Below are 18,988 nucleotides of genomic sequence, written 5' to 3'. Positions count from 1 at the left end.
ATGCAAGATTTGCCGTGTGTCGCCGGCAGCCGCCATTACTTCTTGGCGCCGGCCGAAAGCACCCGATGGGTCGCATTATCCATTGCGTGGCTCGCCTCCTGTCCATCCTTCTTCAGCCCGTATGCGGTATTGCCGCAGCCGGAGAGCGTAAGCAGGCAGAGGCAGCAGGCGATGGCCATTGCAGCTTTTGGCATCGAGGTTTTCCCTGATTGAACGAACCCTCGGAAAAATGACGCAGTCCGAGCTAAAATCAATGCGCCGGCGGCCGGACATAATTCAGCACCTGCGCCGAATTGGTGCATCCGGCGGCTACCTGTTCCGCCAAGAGCCGAATTACTCCAGTTAAAACTCGCCGAAATGTAGAATTGTTGGCGGGAATCGAAGTTGGTGCCAGTCATCCGTGTATTTCATCCTCATATCTCTAGGATTTTCGCGACTGCGTCCCTGAAGTTTATCATTTTACTTAAATGTCGCACTTAACCAATTGTTAGTAATAACCTTGCGTAACACGCGCTTCGGCTTATGCTTTACTTAAAAACGGAGAGGAAAGAATGTTTAGCAAAAGCCTGATCATGCCTTTCGGCTTCGCAATTCTTGCCATTGCCGGCCTGCTGTTCCAGCTCATCGCTTACTTGCTCGAGACGCCGGTCACCCTGCTGCATCCGTGAGCGCTCAAGTTCCTCCAGGAGTGGAACTTTCTTTGGTTTCGTGCATTCTTGCGAGTCGTTTCACCAGGAGGGATCACTATGGAAAACGCAGGCGTGGGTTGGATTGCGGCCATCATCATCGGCGGCATCGCCGGATGGTTGGCAGAAAAGGTCATGAGCAGCAATATGGGCGTGCTCATGAACATATTGCTCGGCATCGTCGGCGCGATCGTCGCCAACTGGATTTTGGGTCTGTTGCACATCCAGCCGTTGGGGGGGTGGCTTGGTTACCTTATCACAGGCTTCATCGGTGCCTGCATTCTGATCTTCATCGGCCGCGCTATCCGCCGCTGATTGTGCAAGCATAACTGGCGGACATGACTAGAAGCCGGGCGCGCCTTGCGTCCGGCTTTTTCTGTCCCGAATTCCATGTTCAGCGGCGGCTCAGCAGGCCGAAGAGATAGGCTACGCCTGCCGTTACCGCGAGCGCCATCATCGGTTCTTCGCGAACCTTGTCGCGCAGCCGTTCCGTCATCAGCGAAGCTTCGTCCGTAACTACCGACTTTGCCCCCTGCCCCAGCGCCCGCACACTGTCCGTCAATCTGGAGAGATCTTCACGGAGTGCCGTAACCTGCGCCGACAGATCGTCTGCTGCAATATCCGCCTTGACGCGCGCAGCGGTGGATTCGGCGGAAGCGGTTTTCAATTCTGCCATGGTCTGCTCCTGTTTCATGGGATGCCGCTTCAACGAAATGGCGGCCTGAAAGGTTCCGCCGCGAGCCGATCTTTTGTTCACCATCAACGCCTTGCGTCGCCCTCGCGGCCATGCGCAGCTTTTCGCGTGACAAACCCTTCATTTCCTGTCGGCTTTGTTTTAAGGAACGTCGAATGTCTGCCCGTGCGCGGGTCAATAATACTGCGAGGTTTGCGTTTCCATGTTCCATCTTCTGAGAAGAGCTGCTCAGACCTGGGTTGCCAAGCTGCTCCTGCTTCTCCTGGTGGCCTCCTTCGGCATCTGGGGCATATCGCGTGAGCTGATATCGGGCGGCAGCAGCACCACGGTCGTGACCGTCGGTGATCAGAAGGTGGGGGTCAACGAATTCCACCTTGCCTATCAGCGTCAGGTGGCAAGCATCGGCCAGCAGTTCGGCATGCGCCTCACGCCCGAGCAGGCCCGCGCCTTCGGAGTCGAGCAGCAGGTGCTGTCACAGCTCGTTGCCGGCGCCTCACTCGACCAGCTCGCCGAAGATATGAACCTCGGACTGTCCGAGGATCGTCTCGCCCAGCTCATTGGCGACGATCCGGCTTTCAAGGCTGTCAATGGCCAGTTCGATCGCGAGCTGTTCGTTTCGCGCCTGCGCAATGCCGGCATCCGCCAGGACGATTACATCAAGGAGCGCAGCAAGGTCGCCGTTCGCAGCCAGATCGTCGATGCCGTTTCCAACGGCTTTACCGCGCCGAAGACGCTGATCGATGCACTGAAGCTCTACGGCGATGAAAGCCGCAGCATCGACTACCTCTTGCTGACCAACGCCAATATCGAGCCGATCAAGGCCCCCGCCGACGACGTGCTGGCGAGCTGGTTCGAAGGCGTCAAGCAGCGCTACCGCGCACCGGAATACCGCAAGCTCATCTATCTCAAGCTGCAGCCGGCCGATATCGCAGATGCCGCGACCGTTACCGACGACCAGATCCGCGAAGCTTTCGAGAAGGGCAAAGATAGTTATCGCACGCCGGAAAGCCGGACGATCGAACAGCTGACCTTCACCAGCAAGGATCTCGCCACCGCCGCCGAAACGGCGCTGAAGGGCGGCACCAGCTTCGACCAGCTGGTCACCGACCAGGGCAAGACGGCAAGCGACGTGCTGCTCGGCGAGTTCACCAAGGACAAGGTTCCCGACCAGGCCGTCGCCGATGCCGCCTTTGCGGTGTCGAAAGATGGCGGCACGACGCCTGTCGTCGACGGCTCGTTCGGCCCGGTCATCCTGCGCATCACCAACATCAAGCCGGAAACGGTCAAGAATTTCGACGAGGTGAAGGAAGACATCCGCAAGCAGCTGGCGCTTTCCAATGCTTCTCAGGAAGTGATCAACGTTCATGACCGTATCGAGGACATGCGCGCCGGCGGCTCCACGCTCGAGGATATCGCCGGTCAGCTGAAGCTCAAGGCGGTGACCATCGACGCCGTCGATGCGACTGGCGCCGACAAGAACGGCAAAGAGGTCAAGGATCTTCCCGCCAAGCAGCAGCTGCTCGGCGAAGCCTTCAAGACCGAGGTCGGCGTCGATGCCTCGCCGCTTCCGATCGGCAATGACGGCTATGTCTGGTTCAACGTCCGCGAAATCACGCCGGACCGGGACCGCCCGATCGCGGAGGTGCGCGAGAAAGCCGTCGAGGACTGGACAGCAGAGCAGCAGAAGGCCGAACTCGCCAAGAAGGCCGAGGAATTGAAGGCTGAGGCGCAAAAGGGCACCGCCCTTGCGGACATTGCCGCGCCGCTCGGCATTGCCGTCGAAAGCAAGAGCGGTATCACCCGCTCCACCGATGATCCGGTTCTCGGACGCGCCGCCGTCAAGGCCGCCTTCTCCGGCCCGGTCGATACGGTTGCGAGCGCGGTCGGCGCCGATCCCTCGACGCAGATCCTGATGAAGGTCACCGAGGTCAACAGCCAGCCGACCGGCGACGTGCTGAACAACCGCGACGCCCAGCTCACCGCCATGGCCAATGCCGCCGGCGATGATATCCTCGACCAGATGGTCAACCTGCTGCAGACGCAGTATGGGGCTTCGATCAACCAGACGCTCGCCGAACAGGCAACGACCCGCTAGGAGGTTTTATGACCGATCTGAAGCCGTTCCTGGCCAAGGCCGCAAGCCGCGAGCCGCTGACGCGTGACGAGGCCCGCGATGCCTTCGACATCCTGATGTCGGGCCAGGCAACGCCCTCGCAGATCGGTGGCTTCCTGATGGCGCTGCGCGTGCGCGGCGAAACCGTCGACGAGATCGTCGGCGCCGTCAACACCATGCGGTCGAAAATGCTGACCGTCGAGGCGCCGGCCGATGCGATCGACATCGTCGGCACCGGCGGCGACGCCAGCGGCACCTATAATATTTCGACGCTGGCAGCGCTGATCGTCGCCGGCGCCGGTGTTCCCGTCGCCAAACACGGCAACCGGGCGCTGAGCTCGAAATCGGGTGCTGCGGACAATCTGGCGGCACTCGGCGTCAATATCGACGTCGGTCCCGAGATCATCACGCGCTGCATCGCGGATGCCGGGGTCGGCTTCATGTTCGCGCAGCTGCATCATTCCGCCATGCGCCATGTCGGCCCCTCCCGGGTCGAACTCGGCACGCGCACCATCTTCAATCTTCTCGGGCCGCTCTCCAATCCGGCCGGCGTCCGCCGCCAGCTGCTCGGTGTCTTCTCGCCGCAGTGGCTGGTGCCGCTCGCGGAAGTCATGCGCGATCTCGGTTCCGAATGCGTCTGGGTCGTCCATGGCGATGGCCTCGACGAAATCACCACGACCGGCATCACCAAGGTGGCGGCGCTCGAAGACGGCAAGATCCGCACTTTCGAGCTATCGCCTGCCGATTTCGGCATCAGCCCCTGCCTGCTCACCGATATCAAGGGCGGTGACGGTGTCGCCAATGCCGCAGCGCTTCGCGAGGTGCTTGGCGGTGCAAAGAATGCCTATCGCGATGTCTCGCTCGCCAATGCCGCCGCCTCGCTTGTTATCGCAGGCAAGGCGGAAACGATCCGCGACGGCATGGCGCTGGCCGCGCATTCGCTGGATAGCGGCGCCACCGCGCTCGCCCTCGACAAACTCATCGCCGTTTCCAACGATATCGATTAGGATTGGCTGATGACCGATATCCTGAAGAAGATCGAACTCTACAAGCGCAAGGAAATCGCCGCCGCCAAGGCTGCGGTGTCGCTTGCCGATCTGAAGGCGATGCAGGCCGGCCAGTCCGCCCCGCGTGGCTTTTACAAGGCGCTCGTTTCCAAGCGTGAGGCGGGCCATTTCGGCCTGATCGCCGAGATCAAAAAGGCAAGCCCGTCCAAGGGCCTCATTCGTCCAGATTTCGATCCGCCGGCGCTGGCAAAGGCCTACGAAGCCGGCGGCGCAGCCTGCCTTTCCGTGCTTACCGATACGCCAAGCTTTCAGGGCGCGCCGGAATTTTTGACGGCGGCACGCGCCGCCTGCGTCCTGCCCGCTTTGCGCAAGGACTTCATGTTCGAGACCTATCAGGTCCATGAGGCCCGCGCCTGGGGCGCCGACTGCATTCTGCTGATCATGGCGTCGCTGAGCGATGACGATGCGGAGCGTCTGCAGGACGAAGCTTTTTCGCTCGGCATGGATGTGCTGGTCGAGGTTCACGACGGGCCGGAAATGGAACGGGCGCTGAAGCTCAACTCGCCGCTTATCGGCATCAACAACCGCAATCTGCGCACCTTCGAAGTCAGCCTGACGGTCAGCGAGACACTTGCCTCCATGGTTCCGGCAGACCGGCTACTGGTCGGCGAAAGCGGCATCTTCACCCATGCCGATTGCCAGCGCCTGCAGGCCGTCGGCATCAATACCTTCCTTGTCGGCGAAAGCCTGATGCGCAAGGACGACGTGGCGGCCGCCACCCGCGCGCTGCTCTTTGGCGAAGCCGCCATCGCGGCCGAATGAGATGAGCGGCGGTAAGCCCGGCCTCACCCATATCGATGCGTCAGGCGAGGCGCATATGGTCGACGTCTCCGACAAAGCCGAGACGGTGCGCATTGCCACCGCCGAGGGTCATGTGAAGATGGCGCCGGAGACCCTTGCGCTCATCCGTCAGGGCAATGCCAAGAAGGGCGATGTCATCGGCACGGCGCGCTTGGCCGGCATCATGGCGGCAAAACGCACCGCCGATCTCATCCCGCTCTGCCATCCGCTGATGTTGACGAAGATCACCGTCGAGATTGAGGAAGATGCCGCCCTGCCCGGCCTGCGCGTCACGGCAACCGCCAAGCTGACCGGCAAGACCGGTGTCGAGATGGAGGCGCTGACCGCCGTCTCGGTCGCTTGTCTGACGATCTATGACATGGCCAAGGCCGCCGATAAGGCGATGGAGATCGGCGGCGTCAGGCTGCTCGAAAAATCCGGCGGCAAGTCAGGCGACTTCCGTCATCCGGAGGCAAGATGAACCTTCTGCCGGTCGCCGACGCCTTGGACCGCCTGCTCTCCCGCGCAAAGCCCGTCGCTGCGTCCGACACGCTGCCGCTTGCCGAGGCTGAAGGCCGCGTTCTGGCGGTTGATCTCACGGCGCGCCTGACCCAGCCGCCCTTCAATGCCTCGGCCATGGACGGCTACGCATTGCGCAGGGAAGACGCGCCGGAGCCGGGCGCCGTGTTGAAGGTCATCGGCACGTCATCCGCCGGCCATGGCTTCGAAGGAAGCGTCGGCCAGGGAGAGGCCGTGCGTATCTTCACCGGCGCGCCTGTTCCGCCAGGCGCCGACAGCGTCCTGCTGCAGGAGGATGCGGAAAAGATCGATGGCGGCATCAGAACCAGGTCCCCGGTGCGGAAGAGCCAGCATGTGCGCCCCCGCGGCCAAGATTTCACCGAAGGCGAAGCGGTGCTGCCTGCCGGCACCGTGCTCGATTTCTCCCGGCTGACGGTCGCCGCCGGCATGAACCGGCCCGATATCGAGGTTCTCAAGCGCCCGCTGATTGCCATCCTCGCAACCGGCGACGAGTTGCTGCCGCCCGGAAGCCAACCCGGCCCTTCGCAGATCATCGCCTCCAATACGTTCGGTATCGCAGCCCTTGCCCGCAGAGCCGGCGCCGATGTCATTGATCTCGGGATCGTGCCGGACGACAAGACGAAAATCATCGCGGCGGTCGACAAGGCACGGGATGCGAAGGCCGACGTCATCGTGACGCTCGGTGGCGCGTCCGTCGGCGACCATGATCTGGTGCAGGCCACCTTGATCGAGGCCGGCATGCAGCTCGATTTCTGGCGCATCGCCATGCGCCCCGGCAAACCGCTGATGGTCGGCAGCTTCGGCCAAACCCATGTGCTCGGCCTGCCCGGCAATCCGGTCTCAAGCCTCGTCTGTTCGCTGCTGTTCCTCGAGCCCCTGATCCGCAAGCTCGCCTCCCTGCCCCCAGTGCGACGCGAGACAGTAGTCGAGGCGGCCGTCACGTTGCGCGCCAATGATCACCGGCAGGACTATATCAGGGCTAGGCTTGCGAAATCCACGACCAGAAACTGGCTGGCCGAACCCTTCGGCAAGCAGGATTCCTCGATGATGAAGGTGTTTGCGCAGGCCGACTGCCTTATTATCCGCCCGCCGCATGCCCCGGAGCTGCCGGCCGGAGCGTCCTGCCCGGTCATGCTGCTGCGGCCGGATCTTCTCGTATAGTCTCGCCCCTTCCTGATCAGGAGAGCGAAAAAACGCCCGCTTGCACCGCGCCACCGCTGGCAGCCTCGCCGAAGTCCGCAACCTCCTGTGTCGAGATTCGTTTGAGTTCTCGATCCGGCAAATAGGCCCGCTCGGGATCGCCGACCAGCACCTCGATGCGGCTTGCCCGGCAAAGCCGCAAGAAAGGCATAACCCGCAGGGCAAGCGAGGGATCATAGAAAAGATCTCCGACCACAATGAGATCAGTCGCTTCCGGCGGCGGCGTATCAAGGATATCGGCGGCGACTGCCGAGATGGTCACGTCGTTGATCGTCGCGTTGAGACCGATCGCTGCAATCGCATTGGCATCGACATCGACCGCCGTCACCATCGCTGCTCCGGCTTTTGCCGCCGCTATGGCGACCAGCCCGGAGCCGGCGCCGAGATCGAGGACGCGTCGGCCGGCGACGATTTCCGGCCGGTCCAGCAGATGGCGGGCAAGCACCACGCCGCCGGCCCAGGGATAGGCCCAGTAAGGCGGCGCGTCGGCTTCTCGACGGCCGGCAAGCCGCCAGAGCCCGCTCGCAGGCCCGGCGGTGTGGAGCAGGATCTCGGGGATTGAGGGGACCGGAGAGATCGGCAGATTGGCCGTGATGAAGGCGGCCGGATCGGGACACGGCGTTCCGGAGCGTTTCATCGTCGTCTGATCCTGCCGGTCAAGAAGTCACGCGGCGATCAAATCAGCCGGACTTCTTCTTCGAGAATTTGCCTTTCGGCCCAGCGCCGCCTTTGCCCTCATGCTTGCCGCCTTCAAATTTCGGCTTTTCATATCTGGGCTTGTCGGATTTCGCGCCATCGTAGCCGGGCTTGGTCGTCTTCTTGCTCCAAGGCTTGGCGTCCCGCCGTTCGCCGCCGCCATTGTCGGCTGCTGAATATCCGCCGCTCGAACCCTTGCCGAACTTTTTCTTCGGCCGCTCCTCGCGGAATGCCTCGCCCGGCCGTTCGTCACGGGACGCCTTGCCGGCATAGGGTTTCGGCGACGGCGCGCGGCTGAAATCCGGCGTGCCGGCAAGCCTCGTCACGCGGATGCCGCGTTCGAGCGCCTTGTTCGGTCCGATCGCATTCAGGAAGCTCTCGGCGCTCGCTGCCGCGATCTCCACATAGGTTTCCTCGGGCTGCATCTTGATCGCGCCGATCTCGCGCTTCATCACGTTGCCGTTGCGGCAGAGCATCGGGATCAGCCAGCGCGGCTCGGCATTCTGTTTGCGCCCGACCGAGACGGAAAACCACACGCTGGGGCCGAAATCTTCGCGCGGTCCCTTTTGCGCCGGCTCGAAAGGGGCGGCATTGTCGCGGCGCTTACGGCCGCGATCGTCCTGAACGGTAACCTCGATCAGATCTTCCGGCGCCGAATGATTGGTGCGGTAGAGACGCAGGAAAGCGGCTGCGAGCTTGTCGGCGCCGTGGCTCGCGAGAAGCTGCTGCACCAGCTTCTGTTCTTCCTCCTGTGGCGCGTCGTGGAAGATCGGATCGGCAAGCAGCCGCTCGTCGTCGCGCTCGTTCACCTCCTCGGCCGACGGCGGCCGTGCCCAGGCTGCCGAAATGCCGGCATTCTCCAGCAAACGCTCTGCCTTGCGCCGTGCACTCAGCGGCACGATCATGGCGCTGATGCCCTTGCGACCGGCCCGGCCGGTGCGGCCGCTGCGATGCAGCAGCGTTTCCGGATTGGTCGGCAGGTCGGCGTGGATGACGAGATCGAGGCCCGGCAGATCGATGCCGCGGGCAGCGACGTCGGTTGCGATGCACACGCGGGCGCGGCCGTCTCGCATCGCCTGCAGCGCGTGGCTGCGCTCGTTCTGCGTCAGCTCACCGGACAGCGCCACCACGGAGAAATTGCGGTTGTTGAAGCGTGCGGTCAGGTGATTGACGGCGGCGCGCGTCGAGCAGAAGACAATGGCGTTGGTCGCTTCGTAATAACGCAGCACGTTGATGATCGCGTTCTCGCGGTCGCTCGGGGCGACGACAAGCGCGCGATATTCGATATCGACATGCTGTTTTTCCTCGGCCGCGGTGCTGATGCGCACGGCGTCGCGCTGATAGCTCTTGGCAAGCTTGGCGATTGCCGCCGGCACGGTCGCCGAAAACATCAGCGTCCGCCGCTCGTCCGGCGCCGAATCGAGGATGAATTCCAGGTCCTCGCGGAAGCCGAGGTCGAGCATCTCGTCGGCCTCGTCGAGCACCGCGGCCTTCAGCTCCGACATGTCGAGTGCGTGGCGGCGGATATGGTCGCAGAGCCGGCCGGGCGTGCCGACGACGATATGGGCGCCGCGCTCAAGCGACCGGCGCTCGCTCCGGATGTCCATACCGCCGACGCAGCTGGCGATCACCGCGCCGGTCATCTCATAGAGCCATTCGAGTTCACGCTTTACCTGCAAGGCAAGCTCCCGCGTCGGCGCGATGACGAGGGCAAGGGGCGCGCCGGGAGCACCGAAGCGCTCGCTGCCTTCGAGCAGTGTCGGCGCCAGCGCCAGGCCGAAGGCGACAGTCTTGCCGGACCCGGTCTGGGCCGAGACCAGCGCGTCCGAAGCGGCAAGCGCCGGATCGAGCATCGCCTGCTGCACCGGGGTAAGTTCGGTGTAACCGCGCTTCTGCAACGCCTTGGCGATCGCCGGAACGACGCCGTTGAATTCTGTCATGAGTTCGATCTTTCGGAGCTGTCAGGCGCGAAATGCGCCATGGCCGGAGCCAGCCGGCGGGATATTTGCGCCGTTCCTAGCCGCTCCCGCAGCGATTGTCAAAGCGTGCGGCTGCGCCACAGCCAGGCGTCGATGTGGCTGGCCCGGCCGCGCAGTTCCGTTTCCAGTGGCCCTTCGATCCGGCCCGATTTGAGGAGCACGCTGTCCGGGCCCGCGGCGCCGACGATTTCGGCACTGAGCGCCAGCTCGACGCCATGGCGGGCGGCGACCTCCATCAGGCGGCTCCCGACGTTCACCGTATCGCCCGCCGCCGTGATCTGCTGCCTGTCCCCGGTGCCGAGCCGCGAGGCTACGATCGGCCCGCAATGGGCGCCAACCTTGAAGCCGATTTTTTTCCCGGCAAAGCTCCCCTGCGTTCGAAGCCAGGCGCGGGTGCGCTCGCAGAGCCTGACCGCGCAGGCGATGGCCCGGGCGGCATCGTCGTTGGTCGGCTCCGGCAGGCCGAACAGGATCATCGCCCCGTCGCCCATGAAGCTGGTGATGGCGCCGCCGTGGGCGCGCGTCTCCTCATCGATGATTTCGAAGAAACCGCTCAGCATTTCGCTCACCTTGACCGGGCCGAGGGTTTCGCTGAGGCCGGTGAAGCCCGAGAGATCGATGAAGACGACGGCAGCGTTCTGGCGCACCGGGGTGGCAAGGAAATTCGGATGGCGCGCCAGCCATTCTCCAAGGCCGGGCGCCTCGATACGCTGCAGCAGCGCGCTTTGTTCGGCGAAATGGCGGGCGCGGCCACGGTCGAGCCAGAGCTCGGCTGCGCCGAAGATCAGGGCTGGCGGCAATGCTGCGGCGATCGGGAGGGCGGCACTCAGCCAATAGCCATGCGCAAACGCCGCCAGATTGAGCATTGCCCAGACGACCAGCGCCAGCACGATGATGGCATAGCCCGCAGCACTTCGCCGCCAGGCGGTCAGCGAAACCAGCATGATCGCCAGCCCGACGGCAATGGCGGCATCGATCAGCCTGATCCTGTGGTCGCGCACCAGGCCGTCGCCGGTGACGAGATGGGTGATCGCGGTAGACATCACCTCGACGCCCGGCATGACGGGATCGAACGGCGTCGGGAAGACGTCGCCGCCGCCGGTGACGGTCGAGCCGATGACGACGATGCGGCCGGTGATCGCGTCCGCCGCCAACTTGCCGTCAAGCGCGTCGGCGGCGCTCGACGTGGCGATGCTGCCGCGCCGGCCATAAAAGGTCACCGGCAGGCGCTGGCCGATATCCGTGGGAATGCGCAATGCTCCGAGCATGATCGCATCGCGTTCGATGCTGGGATCGACACCGAGCGCCACCGAGGCGGCGCGCAGCGGAAAAGCCGGATCCAGCCGGTCTGCGGCGCGCGAAATCAGTGGAATGAAACGCGGCGTGCCGGTCTGGTCGGTCGCGACGTTGACAACACCGACCGCGGCCGCGTCGGCAAAGCGGGGAAGCGGCAAGAGAAGCTGATCTGCCTCAGGGATGGCGGCAAGCGGATCGTCCGCCAGGTCGGTAACCCGCTGCCGGCTCTGCGCAAAGGTGGCCGCCGCCGCAATCACGCTCGGTCCCGCTCCAAGGGCAGCGGTCACCGCCGCATCGCCCTCCTCCGGTCCCGGATCGACGAGCAGAATGTCGAGAGCCAGAGCCTTCGGTTTCAAAGCGTTGATCGCATTGATGAGGCGCGCCAGTGTCGCCCGGTCAAGCGGATAGCCGTGGGCCGCCGCCGTACGGTCGTCGATCGCGACGATCGAGACGACGGGAGGCGGCGCCTTCGCTCCGACGACGATGCTGCGAATGTCGGCGAGCGAGGCCTCCATCCGATCGAGAAGGCCTATCCCGCCATTGAGATTGAGATAGCCGAGCGCCGCGCCCCAAAGACCGGCGAGCAGCAGCGCGACCACGGTCAGCTGGCGATGATTCATGGCATTTATTGGCCGAGCCGGGCGAGAAGGGCGGCGACACGCGGTGCGGGCCAGCGGCGCACGACCAGCGGCTCGGTCCCGCTGCTAACATCGACGCCCTCGCCCGGTGACAGCACCACCGGCTCGGCGGCAGGCCGGCGGACGGCCACGCTGCCTCTGACGACGAAGACCGAGGTCTTGCCGCCTGCGACGTCCACAGCCCATTGTGTGCCGCGCACGGCAGCGATCGCCTGCGGTGTCACCACCTGGAAACCACCGGCATGCTGACTGCCGTCGACATCGACGAGAATGGCCTTGCGCCGCACCGAGGCCGAATCGGGACTGCCGTCACGGTTGCGGTCGGAGAGTTGGAAAGACGCGCCGGCCTCCGCCGTCACCTTGACGCCACCAGGGCAACTGAGCGTCTGGCGGGCGCCGGCATCGCGCGAGATCGCGCAGCCCGCAGGTTGCGCGAGCGCCGCGTCATGCGGAATGAGGCCGGCAACGAGCGCGGCGGCAAACAGCTTGAGAAACGTCATATTCATGGAAAGCCCCCGTGACCGTGCGGAACTGCTTCTGCGAAAGCACCCGCCAACCGTCTTCTTCCATGCGAGGCATGATAGCCGAATTCGGACATTTCCATAGGCGAAAAAAGCAGGCCGCGCATCCTCAAGTGCTGCTCTTCATATAGGGCACCGGTCCGGTATACCGTGCCCGTGGCCGGATCAATTCGCCGCTTTCGATCTGCTCCATCGCATGCGCAAGCCATCCGGTGCAGCGTGCAAGCGAAAAAATGACGATCGGCGCCTCTCTCGGCAGATCGAAGGCCGCCGCCATCGCGGCAAGTGCGAAATCGATATTGACCTTTTCCCCGACGATCTCCTCGCCCCTCTCCCTGACCTCGGCGAACTCAGGCGGCAGTGAAAATTGCGAAAGCAGCGCCAGCGCCCGGATATCGCCGTCCGGATAGAGCGGGTGACCGAAGGCGGATAAGCGATTGCCCTGTGCAAGGGTGCGGCGGATCGCCTGTGCCGGACCGAGGGTGCAAGCCGCCTCGATCAACGCATCGACGCTCAGCCAGGCGGCGCCATGCAGCGGTCCCGTCAGCGTCGCCAGACCGGAAAGCACGGCGGCCGATAGCGCCGCACCCGATGACGCGGTGACTCGTGCCGCAAAGGCCGAGGCGTTGAGTTCATGATCGGCAAGCAGCACCAGCGCGCGACGCAGGCAATCGCCGGCCTCCGGCCGCTGCCAGCTTGCCGCGAGCCTGAGATGCAGCGGCATCTCGGAAGCGCCGGGCGCCAGCGCATCCGCGATCGTTGCAAGAATCCCATGCGCCTCGCGCCGGAGTACCGTCGGCGAGCGGCCAAGCGACGGCAGGTCCGATGCCACCCGCCCGGCAAGCGCCAGGAACGCGGCATGAAGCGATGGAAGGCCATGCGCGGTCGCGGTTGAGAAGGCAGGCGTCTCCACTCCATTCCAAAGCAATGCCGCCGTCTGCTCCAGCGTCGCCTTCTCTGCAAGATTGGCCACGTCCTGGCCGCGATAGAAAAGGCGTCCGCTCGAAACGGTGGAGATTGTCGAGGAGAGAACGGGATCGCCCCAGCGGATTGTCTCGGCCGCGACCGTTTCGGCCTTGCGGCGGCCGGCATGGCGATCGGCAAGCCGCCGCACGTCTGCAGCGTGATAGAGGCTGCGGCGCGGATCGGCGGAATCGGGCTTGGCGCGGATGCGCCCTCGGCTGACATTGGCGTAGAGCGTCTGCGGTTTGGTCTTCAGCGCCTGCAGCGCCTCCTCGGCGGTCAGCCACGGCATCACGGCCTCACATTGATCAATTGCGTCAAGATTGACGTCAATGAAACTAGATCGGATCATCCTCGCGGTAAAGGAGAAAACATCATGCAGAACGGCTTGGAAGACGTCATTGCCGCCGAAACGCAGCTTTCGGATGTTGATGGCGAAGCGGGGCGACTGATCATTCGGGGCGTGTCGCTGGATCAATTGGTCGCTGGCGGAACCTATGAGGGCGTGGCAGCCCTGCTGCTCGACGGATTGATGGAACGGAGCTTCGATGAAGCGCAATTGCGCAACTGGCTGACGGAAGCCCGAACAAGGACCTTCGTCCATATCGAGGCCGCCGACGCCGCCTTGCTCGCCCTGCCGCCGGTCGATGCGATGCGGGCGCTGATCGCCAGGCTGCCGGATGGTGAGGATTTCGACACCGCCCTCGCCCTGCTGGCAGCACCGGCAGTTTTCCTGCCGGCGATCCTCAGACTGCAGCGCGGGCAAAAACCGATCGCGCCCGACGCCGCGCTGCCGCAGGCGGCCGATATCCTGCGCATGCTGACCGGACGATTGCCGACCAGGGAGCAGACGGCGGCACTCGACACTTATCTCTTGACGATATCAGACCATGGTCTCAACGCCTCGACCTTCGCATCACGCGTCATCGCCTCGACGCGGGCCGGCCTCACCTCTTCGGTTCTGGCGGCATTGAGCGCTCTGAAGGGGCCGCTGCATGGCGGCGCGCCCGGTCCCGTCCTCGACATGCTGGATGCGGTGAGAACGCCTGACAATGCCGGCAGATGGCTTGCCGATGAACTCGATCGCGGCGAAAGGCTGATGGGCTTCGGCCACCGCATCTACCGCGTCCGCGACCCGCGCGCCGATGCGCTGAAAGGCGCGCTGAAGCCGCTGATCGCGTCAGGCCAGGTCGACGGGGCCCGCGTCGAACTCGCCGAGGCGGTGGAAGCCGCCGCATTGGCGATCCTGAAAGCGCGCAAGCCGAACCGGCCGCTCGACGTCAATGTCGAATTCTATACCGCGCTGCTACTCGAAGCACTCAGCTTCCCGCGGCAGGCCTTCACCGGCGTATTTGCAATCGGCCGCACGGTCGGATGGCTGGCGCATGCCCGCGAACAGGCGCTCGACGGCCGGCTGATACGCCCGCGTTCGGTCTATATCGGGCCGTTGCCAGCCGCTGCCTGAAATTGGAATGGCCGATTAGCCAGATCGCGCATAACCGCGCGATCTGGCGCCGCATGCGTCAGACGAGACGGCTCTGTTCGGTCGCCGCTTCGATGAAGCTTGCAAACAGCGGATGCGGGTCGAGCGGCCGGCTCTTCAGTTCCGGGTGATATTGCACGCCGATGAACCACGGATGATCGGGGTATTCGATCGTCTCCGGCAGCACGCCATCCGGCGACATTCCGGAGAAAACGAGGCCGCAGCTCTCGAGCCGATCCTTGTAGTCGATATTGACCTCGTAGCGGTGGCGATGACGCTCGGAGATGTCCGTCGAGCCGTAGATATCCGAGATCTTCGTGCCCTTCTTCAGCGCCGCCTTGTATGCGCCGAGACGCATGGTGCCACCGAGATCGCCGGCTGCTGTCCGCTTCTGCAGCTCGTTGCCCTTGACCCATTCGGTCATAAGGCCGACCACCGGCTCCTTCGCCGGGCCGAACTCGGTCGACGACGCGTCCGGCACATCGGCGAGATTGCGCGCCGCCTCGATGACGGCCATTTGCATGCCGAAGCAGATGCCGAAATAAGGCACCTTGCGCTCTCGGGCGAAGCGCGCCGCATGGATCTTGCCCTCGGAGCCGCGCTCGCCGAAGCCACCGGGCACCAGGATGCCATGCACCTTTTCCAGATAAGGTGCCGGATCTTCCTTCTCGAAGACCTCCGACTCGATCCACTCGAGCTTGACCTTGACGCGATTGGCAATACCGCCATGATGCAGCGCCTCGATCAGCGATTTATAGGCATCCTTGAGGCCGGTATATTTGCCGACGATCGCGATCGTCACTTCGCCTTCCGGCGTGCGGATGCGATTGCAAACCTCTTCCCACTGGTCAAGGCGCGGCTTCGGCGCCGGCTCGATCCCGAAGGCGGCGAGCACTTCGTCGTCGAGGCCTTCCTTGTGGTAAGCCATCGGCACGTCATAGATGTTGGCGACATCGAGCGCCTGGATGACGGCGGACGGACGCACGTTGCAGAACAGCGAGAGCTTGCGGCGCTCGGCTTCCGGAATTTCGCGGTCGGCGCGCACAAGCAGGATATCGGGGTGAATGCCAAGCGCCTGTAGTTCCTTCACCGAATGCTGGGTCGGCTTGGTCTTCAGCTCGCCGGCAGCCGGAATGTAAGGCATCAGCGTCAGATGGACATAGACGGCGGTGCCGCGGGGCAAGTCATTGCCTAGTTGGCGGATCGCCTCCATGAAGGGCATTGCTTCGATATCGCCGACCGTGCCGCCGATCTCGCAGATGACGAAATCGTAGTCCTGATTGCCCTCGGTGACAAAATCCTTGATCTCGTTGGTGACGTGCGGAATGACCTGCACCGTCGCGCCGAGATAGTCGCCGCGGCGTTCCTTGTCGATGATGTTCTTGTAGATCCGGCCGGTGGTGATGTTGTCGGTCTTGGTCGCCGAACGCCCCGTGAAGCGCTCATAGTGGCCGAGATCGAGATCGGTTTCCGCGCCGTCGTCGGTGACGAAGACCTCGCCGTGCTGGGTCGGGCTCATCGTGCCCGGGTCCACGTTCAGATAGGGATCAAGCTTGCGAAGCCGGACCCTATATCCACGGGCCTGCAGCAACGCTCCGAGAGCCGCGGCCGCAATTCCTTTTCCGAGGGAGGAAACCACGCCGCCAGTGATGAATACGTATCGCGCCATGGGCTTCACCGGATACCTTTTCAAAAACGATTCCGCCAGCCCCAAAAATTCTTTTCCGGAATTTTCGGAGAGTGGCGCGGGAATCTGCACAAAAGAAAACCGGCAGACCCGAGGGCCTGCCGGCGGTTTATGTCGAAGTCCGGTTTACTGTCCCGTCGGAACGCCGGAAGGCTGAGCCGGCGCCGGCGCGGCCGGAGCTGCGGGCGTTGCCGGGGCAGTGGCTGCCGGAGCAGTCGTTGAAGGCGCGGTGGCTGCCGGAGCACCTGCTGCGGGAGCTTGCACGGCCGGAGCCTGTGGTGCGGGCGCAGCCGCACCGCTGCTTGGGACACCGTTGCCGGCCGGCTGGTTCGCCGGAGCCTGTGCGCCGCCGCCGAGCGAATCGAGAATGCCATTGCCCTGGCCGCTCGTCGCGGGGATGCGGTTGAGGATGTCGCTCGGACGGCCCTCGTAGCGCGTCAGTATGCCGAGGCCAAGCGACGTGAGGAAGAACAAGGTCGCAAGGATCGCGGTCGTGCGGGTCAGCGCATTGGCCGTGCCGCGGGCCGACATGAAGCCCGAACCACCGCCGATGCCGAGGCCGCCGCCTTCCGAGCGCTGGATGAGCACGACGCCGACGAGGGCGAGCACGATCATGAGATGGATGACAATCAATACTGTCTGCATGGGTCCAGTCCTGCCCGTCTGGAGACGGACATAAAATAAGAATTCTGGCGGCTCTTTACATGAGGCTCTCGCCTATTCCAAGCCCTTCTGCCGGAATAAACCGAGCTATGAACAACGCGTCAGGCGAGCAGCGCCACATAGGCCCGGTAGATGGCGAGGAACTCGGCGGCTTTCAAGCTCGCCCCACCGATCAGCGCACCGTCGACATTAGCGATGCCAAGCAGTTCTCCGGCATTGGCGGGCTTGACGGAGCCGCCGTAGAGAAGCCGCATCTTGCGGCCCTCATCGCCGAAGCGGGACACGAGCTCCGCCCGCATGAAGGCATGCGCCTTCTCGACATCGCCTGATGTCGGCGTGACCCCGGTGCCGATCGCCCAGATCGGCTCGTAGGCGATGACTGTGTTCTCGGCGGTTGCGGCATCGGGAACCGATGCGGAAAGCTGGCGCTTGATGACGTCGAGCTCCTGCCCGGCGCGGCGTTCGTCGGCCGTCTCGCCGATGCAGATGATCGCAGTGAGCTCGGCAGCGAAAGCCGCCTCCGCTTTGGCGCGGACCAGATGATCCGTCTCGGCATGGTCGGTGCGACGCTCGGAATGGCCGACAATCACGTAGGTGCCGAAGCTATCGGCAATCATCTCGGCGGAAATATCGCCGGTATGCGCGCCCGACGGCTTCTGGTGGCAGTCCTGCGCGCCGATCGCAAGCGGGCTGTCGGTGCAGAGCGCGGTCGCCACGTAGAGCAGCGTCGTCGGCGGGCAGATCAGCGCCTCGACCTTGTCGGCGAGCGGCGGGCGAACACCCTCGGCGATCGCCTTGATCTGATCCAGGGAGGCACGCGTGCCATTCATTTTCCAATTTCCCGCCACCAGCGGGCGCACGTCAGGTGTCATGCCGGCCTTCCACAAACTTCATATCCCTGGCCGCATATCAAAAGCTTGCGCCAAAGAAAAGCATCATGCCCCTGACGTATCGGGAATCTCTGCGATCCCGGGCATATTTCTGCCGGAAGACGCCCGTTAAGCCGCAAGAATCCAGTTCAAGACCCTGCGCCAGTCGATCATTCGGATCGGCGTTCCGTGGTTACCGGTCTGAAACAGCGTGAAGCGCGTCGGATATTTTGCCTTGCGCAGGCTCTCGAACAGCGCCTGCTGGTCGGCAGCGGCATAGACCGGATCGCGGCTGCCATGCGCGAACCAGAGCGGCAGCTTCGCCTTGTAGAAGGCGCTTCTGGTGAAATCCGGATCGGTGACGCCACTCATGATCAACATGCCCTTCAACCGCTTGACGCTGGCCTCGTCGCGCGCGATGCCCCAGCAGACCTGACTGCCCATGGAGGCGCAGGACAGGATCACCGGCCGGCCCGGCGATTGCGCGCCGGCATAGCGGATGAGGCCTTCGATCGCGGCAACGCCGTTGCTGTCGAAGCTCCTGACCGTCGGTGAATAATAAACCCCGCCATTGCCGGCGACGAGGTTCTTCAGCCGGTTGAAATTGCCACCGAAGCTGTAATCATTGGCCCCGAGCCGGCGGTCGCCGTCGCGGCCGTGAATGAAAATCACAGTGAAGGCGGCATTCGCCGCCGGTCCCACCCTGGTGACATCGAGCCTGATGCCGTCGAGTGAAAGGGTTTCATCCGCCTGGGCCTTGCGGATGCCGAGTCCCACATATTTCTGCTGCGCCCGCTTCTCCGGGATCTGGTCGCGGCCGTTGATATCGCGCATCTCGTCATAATCGACGACCTCAAAGGCGCCGCCGTCGCTAGTCTGCAGCACAGTCTGCTTCGAGAACAGATCGTCCTTGAAAGGCGGCAGCGCGTCGGCCGCCCGTGTCGGTCCCCCGGCGGAAAGAACGGCCGCGGATAGGAAAAAGGCCGCAATTGCTGATATAACGGTGTAATCACTTGTGGACATTCGCATGCGGATGGTTTCCTGAAGCCTGCCGCCGCTTGCCATTCCGCGCCCGGCAACGCAAATCATGGGTCAAAGCACCGCCAATCCGGC

Annotated in this window: 18 protein-coding genes; 7 read left to right on the top strand and 11 right to left on the bottom strand. The window is 63.7% G+C overall.

Features of this window, described 5'->3' with window-relative positions; genetic code table 11:
- Positions 1-35: 35 nt before the first annotated feature.
- Positions 36-194, bottom strand: coding sequence for an entericidin (locus B5E41_RS12125; RefSeq protein WP_088393888.1), 159 nt, complete (start codon positions 192-194; stop codon positions 36-38).
- Between the two features lie 552 nt (positions 195-746).
- On the opposite strand from B5E41_RS12125, the gene B5E41_RS12120 reads away from it, so the two are divergent.
- Positions 747-1,001, top strand: coding sequence for a GlsB/YeaQ/YmgE family stress response membrane protein (locus tag B5E41_RS12120; RefSeq protein WP_088393886.1), 255 nt, complete (start codon positions 747-749; stop codon positions 999-1,001).
- Positions 1,002-1,080: 79 nt separating this feature from the next.
- On the opposite strand, the gene B5E41_RS12115 is transcribed toward B5E41_RS12120, so the two are convergent.
- Positions 1,081-1,362: a hypothetical protein gene (locus B5E41_RS12115; RefSeq protein WP_088394322.1), complete on the bottom strand. Its 282-nt coding sequence runs from the start codon at positions 1,360-1,362 to the stop codon at positions 1,081-1,083.
- A 220-nt stretch (positions 1,363-1,582) separates the two neighbouring features.
- Here B5E41_RS12115 and B5E41_RS12110 point away from each other — a divergent pair, with 220 nt between their 5' ends.
- The 5 genes from B5E41_RS12110 to B5E41_RS12090 are packed head-to-tail and all read left to right on the top strand — an operon-like array spanning position 1,583 to position 7,041.
- Complete coding sequence (locus B5E41_RS12110) at positions 1,583-3,475, top strand: SurA N-terminal domain-containing protein (protein ID WP_088393884.1); 1,893 nt, start codon at positions 1,583-1,585, stop codon at positions 3,473-3,475.
- Between the two features lie 8 nt (positions 3,476-3,483).
- Positions 3,484-4,500, top strand: coding sequence for an anthranilate phosphoribosyltransferase (gene trpD / locus B5E41_RS12105; RefSeq protein ID WP_088393882.1), 1,017 nt, complete (start codon positions 3,484-3,486; stop codon positions 4,498-4,500).
- Positions 4,501-4,509: 9 nt separating this feature from the next.
- Entirely contained in the window at positions 4,510-5,322 is an 813-nt protein-coding gene (gene trpC, locus B5E41_RS12100) for an indole-3-glycerol phosphate synthase TrpC (RefSeq protein WP_088393880.1), read from the top strand.
- A 1-nt stretch (position 5,323) separates the two neighbouring features.
- The gene (moaC, locus tag B5E41_RS12095) at positions 5,324-5,821 is read left to right on the top strand and encodes a cyclic pyranopterin monophosphate synthase MoaC (RefSeq protein WP_088393878.1); all 498 of its coding nucleotides are present in this window, start codon (positions 5,324-5,326) and stop codon (positions 5,819-5,821) included.
- Complete coding sequence (locus B5E41_RS12090; protein WP_088393876.1) at positions 5,818-7,041, top strand: molybdopterin molybdotransferase MoeA; 1,224 nt, start codon at positions 5,818-5,820, stop codon at positions 7,039-7,041. The genes moaC and B5E41_RS12090 overlap by 4 nt, the downstream gene beginning before the upstream one ends.
- A gap of 16 nt (positions 7,042-7,057) precedes the next feature.
- On the opposite strand, the gene B5E41_RS12085 is transcribed toward B5E41_RS12090, so the two are convergent.
- The 5 genes from B5E41_RS12085 to B5E41_RS12065 all read right to left on the bottom strand — a co-directional run bounded on the left by B5E41_RS12085 (position 7,058) and on the right by B5E41_RS12065 (position 13,465).
- The gene (locus B5E41_RS12085) at positions 7,058-7,717 is read right to left on the bottom strand and encodes a class I SAM-dependent methyltransferase (protein ID WP_088393874.1); all 660 of its coding nucleotides are present in this window, start codon (positions 7,715-7,717) and stop codon (positions 7,058-7,060) included.
- Between the two features lie 43 nt (positions 7,718-7,760).
- A complete protein-coding gene (locus B5E41_RS12080; protein ID WP_088393872.1) occupies positions 7,761-9,716 on the bottom strand; it encodes a DEAD/DEAH box helicase in 1,956 nt (651 codons plus the stop codon).
- 98 nt (positions 9,717-9,814) lie between these two features.
- Positions 9,815-11,671: a CHASE2 domain-containing protein gene (locus B5E41_RS12075; RefSeq protein WP_088393870.1), complete on the bottom strand. Its 1,857-nt coding sequence runs from the start codon at positions 11,669-11,671 to the stop codon at positions 9,815-9,817.
- Between the two features lie 5 nt (positions 11,672-11,676).
- Complete coding sequence (locus B5E41_RS12070; protein WP_088393868.1) at positions 11,677-12,195, bottom strand: FecR domain-containing protein; 519 nt, start codon at positions 12,193-12,195, stop codon at positions 11,677-11,679.
- Positions 12,196-12,319: 124 nt separating this feature from the next.
- Complete coding sequence (locus B5E41_RS12065; protein WP_088393866.1) at positions 12,320-13,465, bottom strand: citrate synthase; 1,146 nt, start codon at positions 13,463-13,465, stop codon at positions 12,320-12,322.
- An 84-nt stretch (positions 13,466-13,549) separates the two neighbouring features.
- Here B5E41_RS12065 and B5E41_RS12060 point away from each other — a divergent pair, with 84 nt between their 5' ends.
- Entirely contained in the window at positions 13,550-14,638 is a 1,089-nt protein-coding gene (locus B5E41_RS12060) for a citrate synthase/methylcitrate synthase (protein ID WP_088393864.1), read from the top strand.
- A 58-nt stretch (positions 14,639-14,696) separates the two neighbouring features.
- Here B5E41_RS12060 and B5E41_RS12055 read toward each other — a convergent pair whose 3' ends face one another.
- From B5E41_RS12055 to B5E41_RS12040, 4 genes are all read right to left on the bottom strand, one after another.
- Positions 14,697-16,325 carry a CTP synthase gene (locus tag B5E41_RS12055; protein WP_064806148.1) on the bottom strand — a complete coding sequence of 543 codons (1,629 nt, stop codon included), beginning with the start codon at positions 16,323-16,325 and terminating at the stop codon, positions 14,697-14,699.
- A 144-nt stretch (positions 16,326-16,469) separates the two neighbouring features.
- A complete protein-coding gene (gene secG, locus B5E41_RS12050) occupies positions 16,470-16,988 on the bottom strand; it encodes a preprotein translocase subunit SecG (protein ID WP_088393862.1) in 519 nt (172 codons plus the stop codon).
- Between the two features lie 119 nt (positions 16,989-17,107).
- Positions 17,108-17,878: a triose-phosphate isomerase gene (gene tpiA / locus B5E41_RS12045; protein WP_088393860.1), complete on the bottom strand. Its 771-nt coding sequence runs from the start codon at positions 17,876-17,878 to the stop codon at positions 17,108-17,110.
- Between the two features lie 126 nt (positions 17,879-18,004).
- Positions 18,005-18,904 carry a phospholipase gene (locus B5E41_RS12040; protein WP_088394320.1) on the bottom strand — a complete coding sequence of 300 codons (900 nt, stop codon included), beginning with the start codon at positions 18,902-18,904 and terminating at the stop codon, positions 18,005-18,007.
- Positions 18,905-18,988: the final 84 nt, after the last annotated feature.

The sequence above is a fragment of the Rhizobium esperanzae genome (genome assembly GCF_002204185.1).
Classification (GTDB): domain Bacteria; phylum Pseudomonadota; class Alphaproteobacteria; order Rhizobiales; family Rhizobiaceae; genus Rhizobium; species Rhizobium esperanzae.
This window is presented reverse-complemented; position numbering and strand designations above follow the sequence as displayed.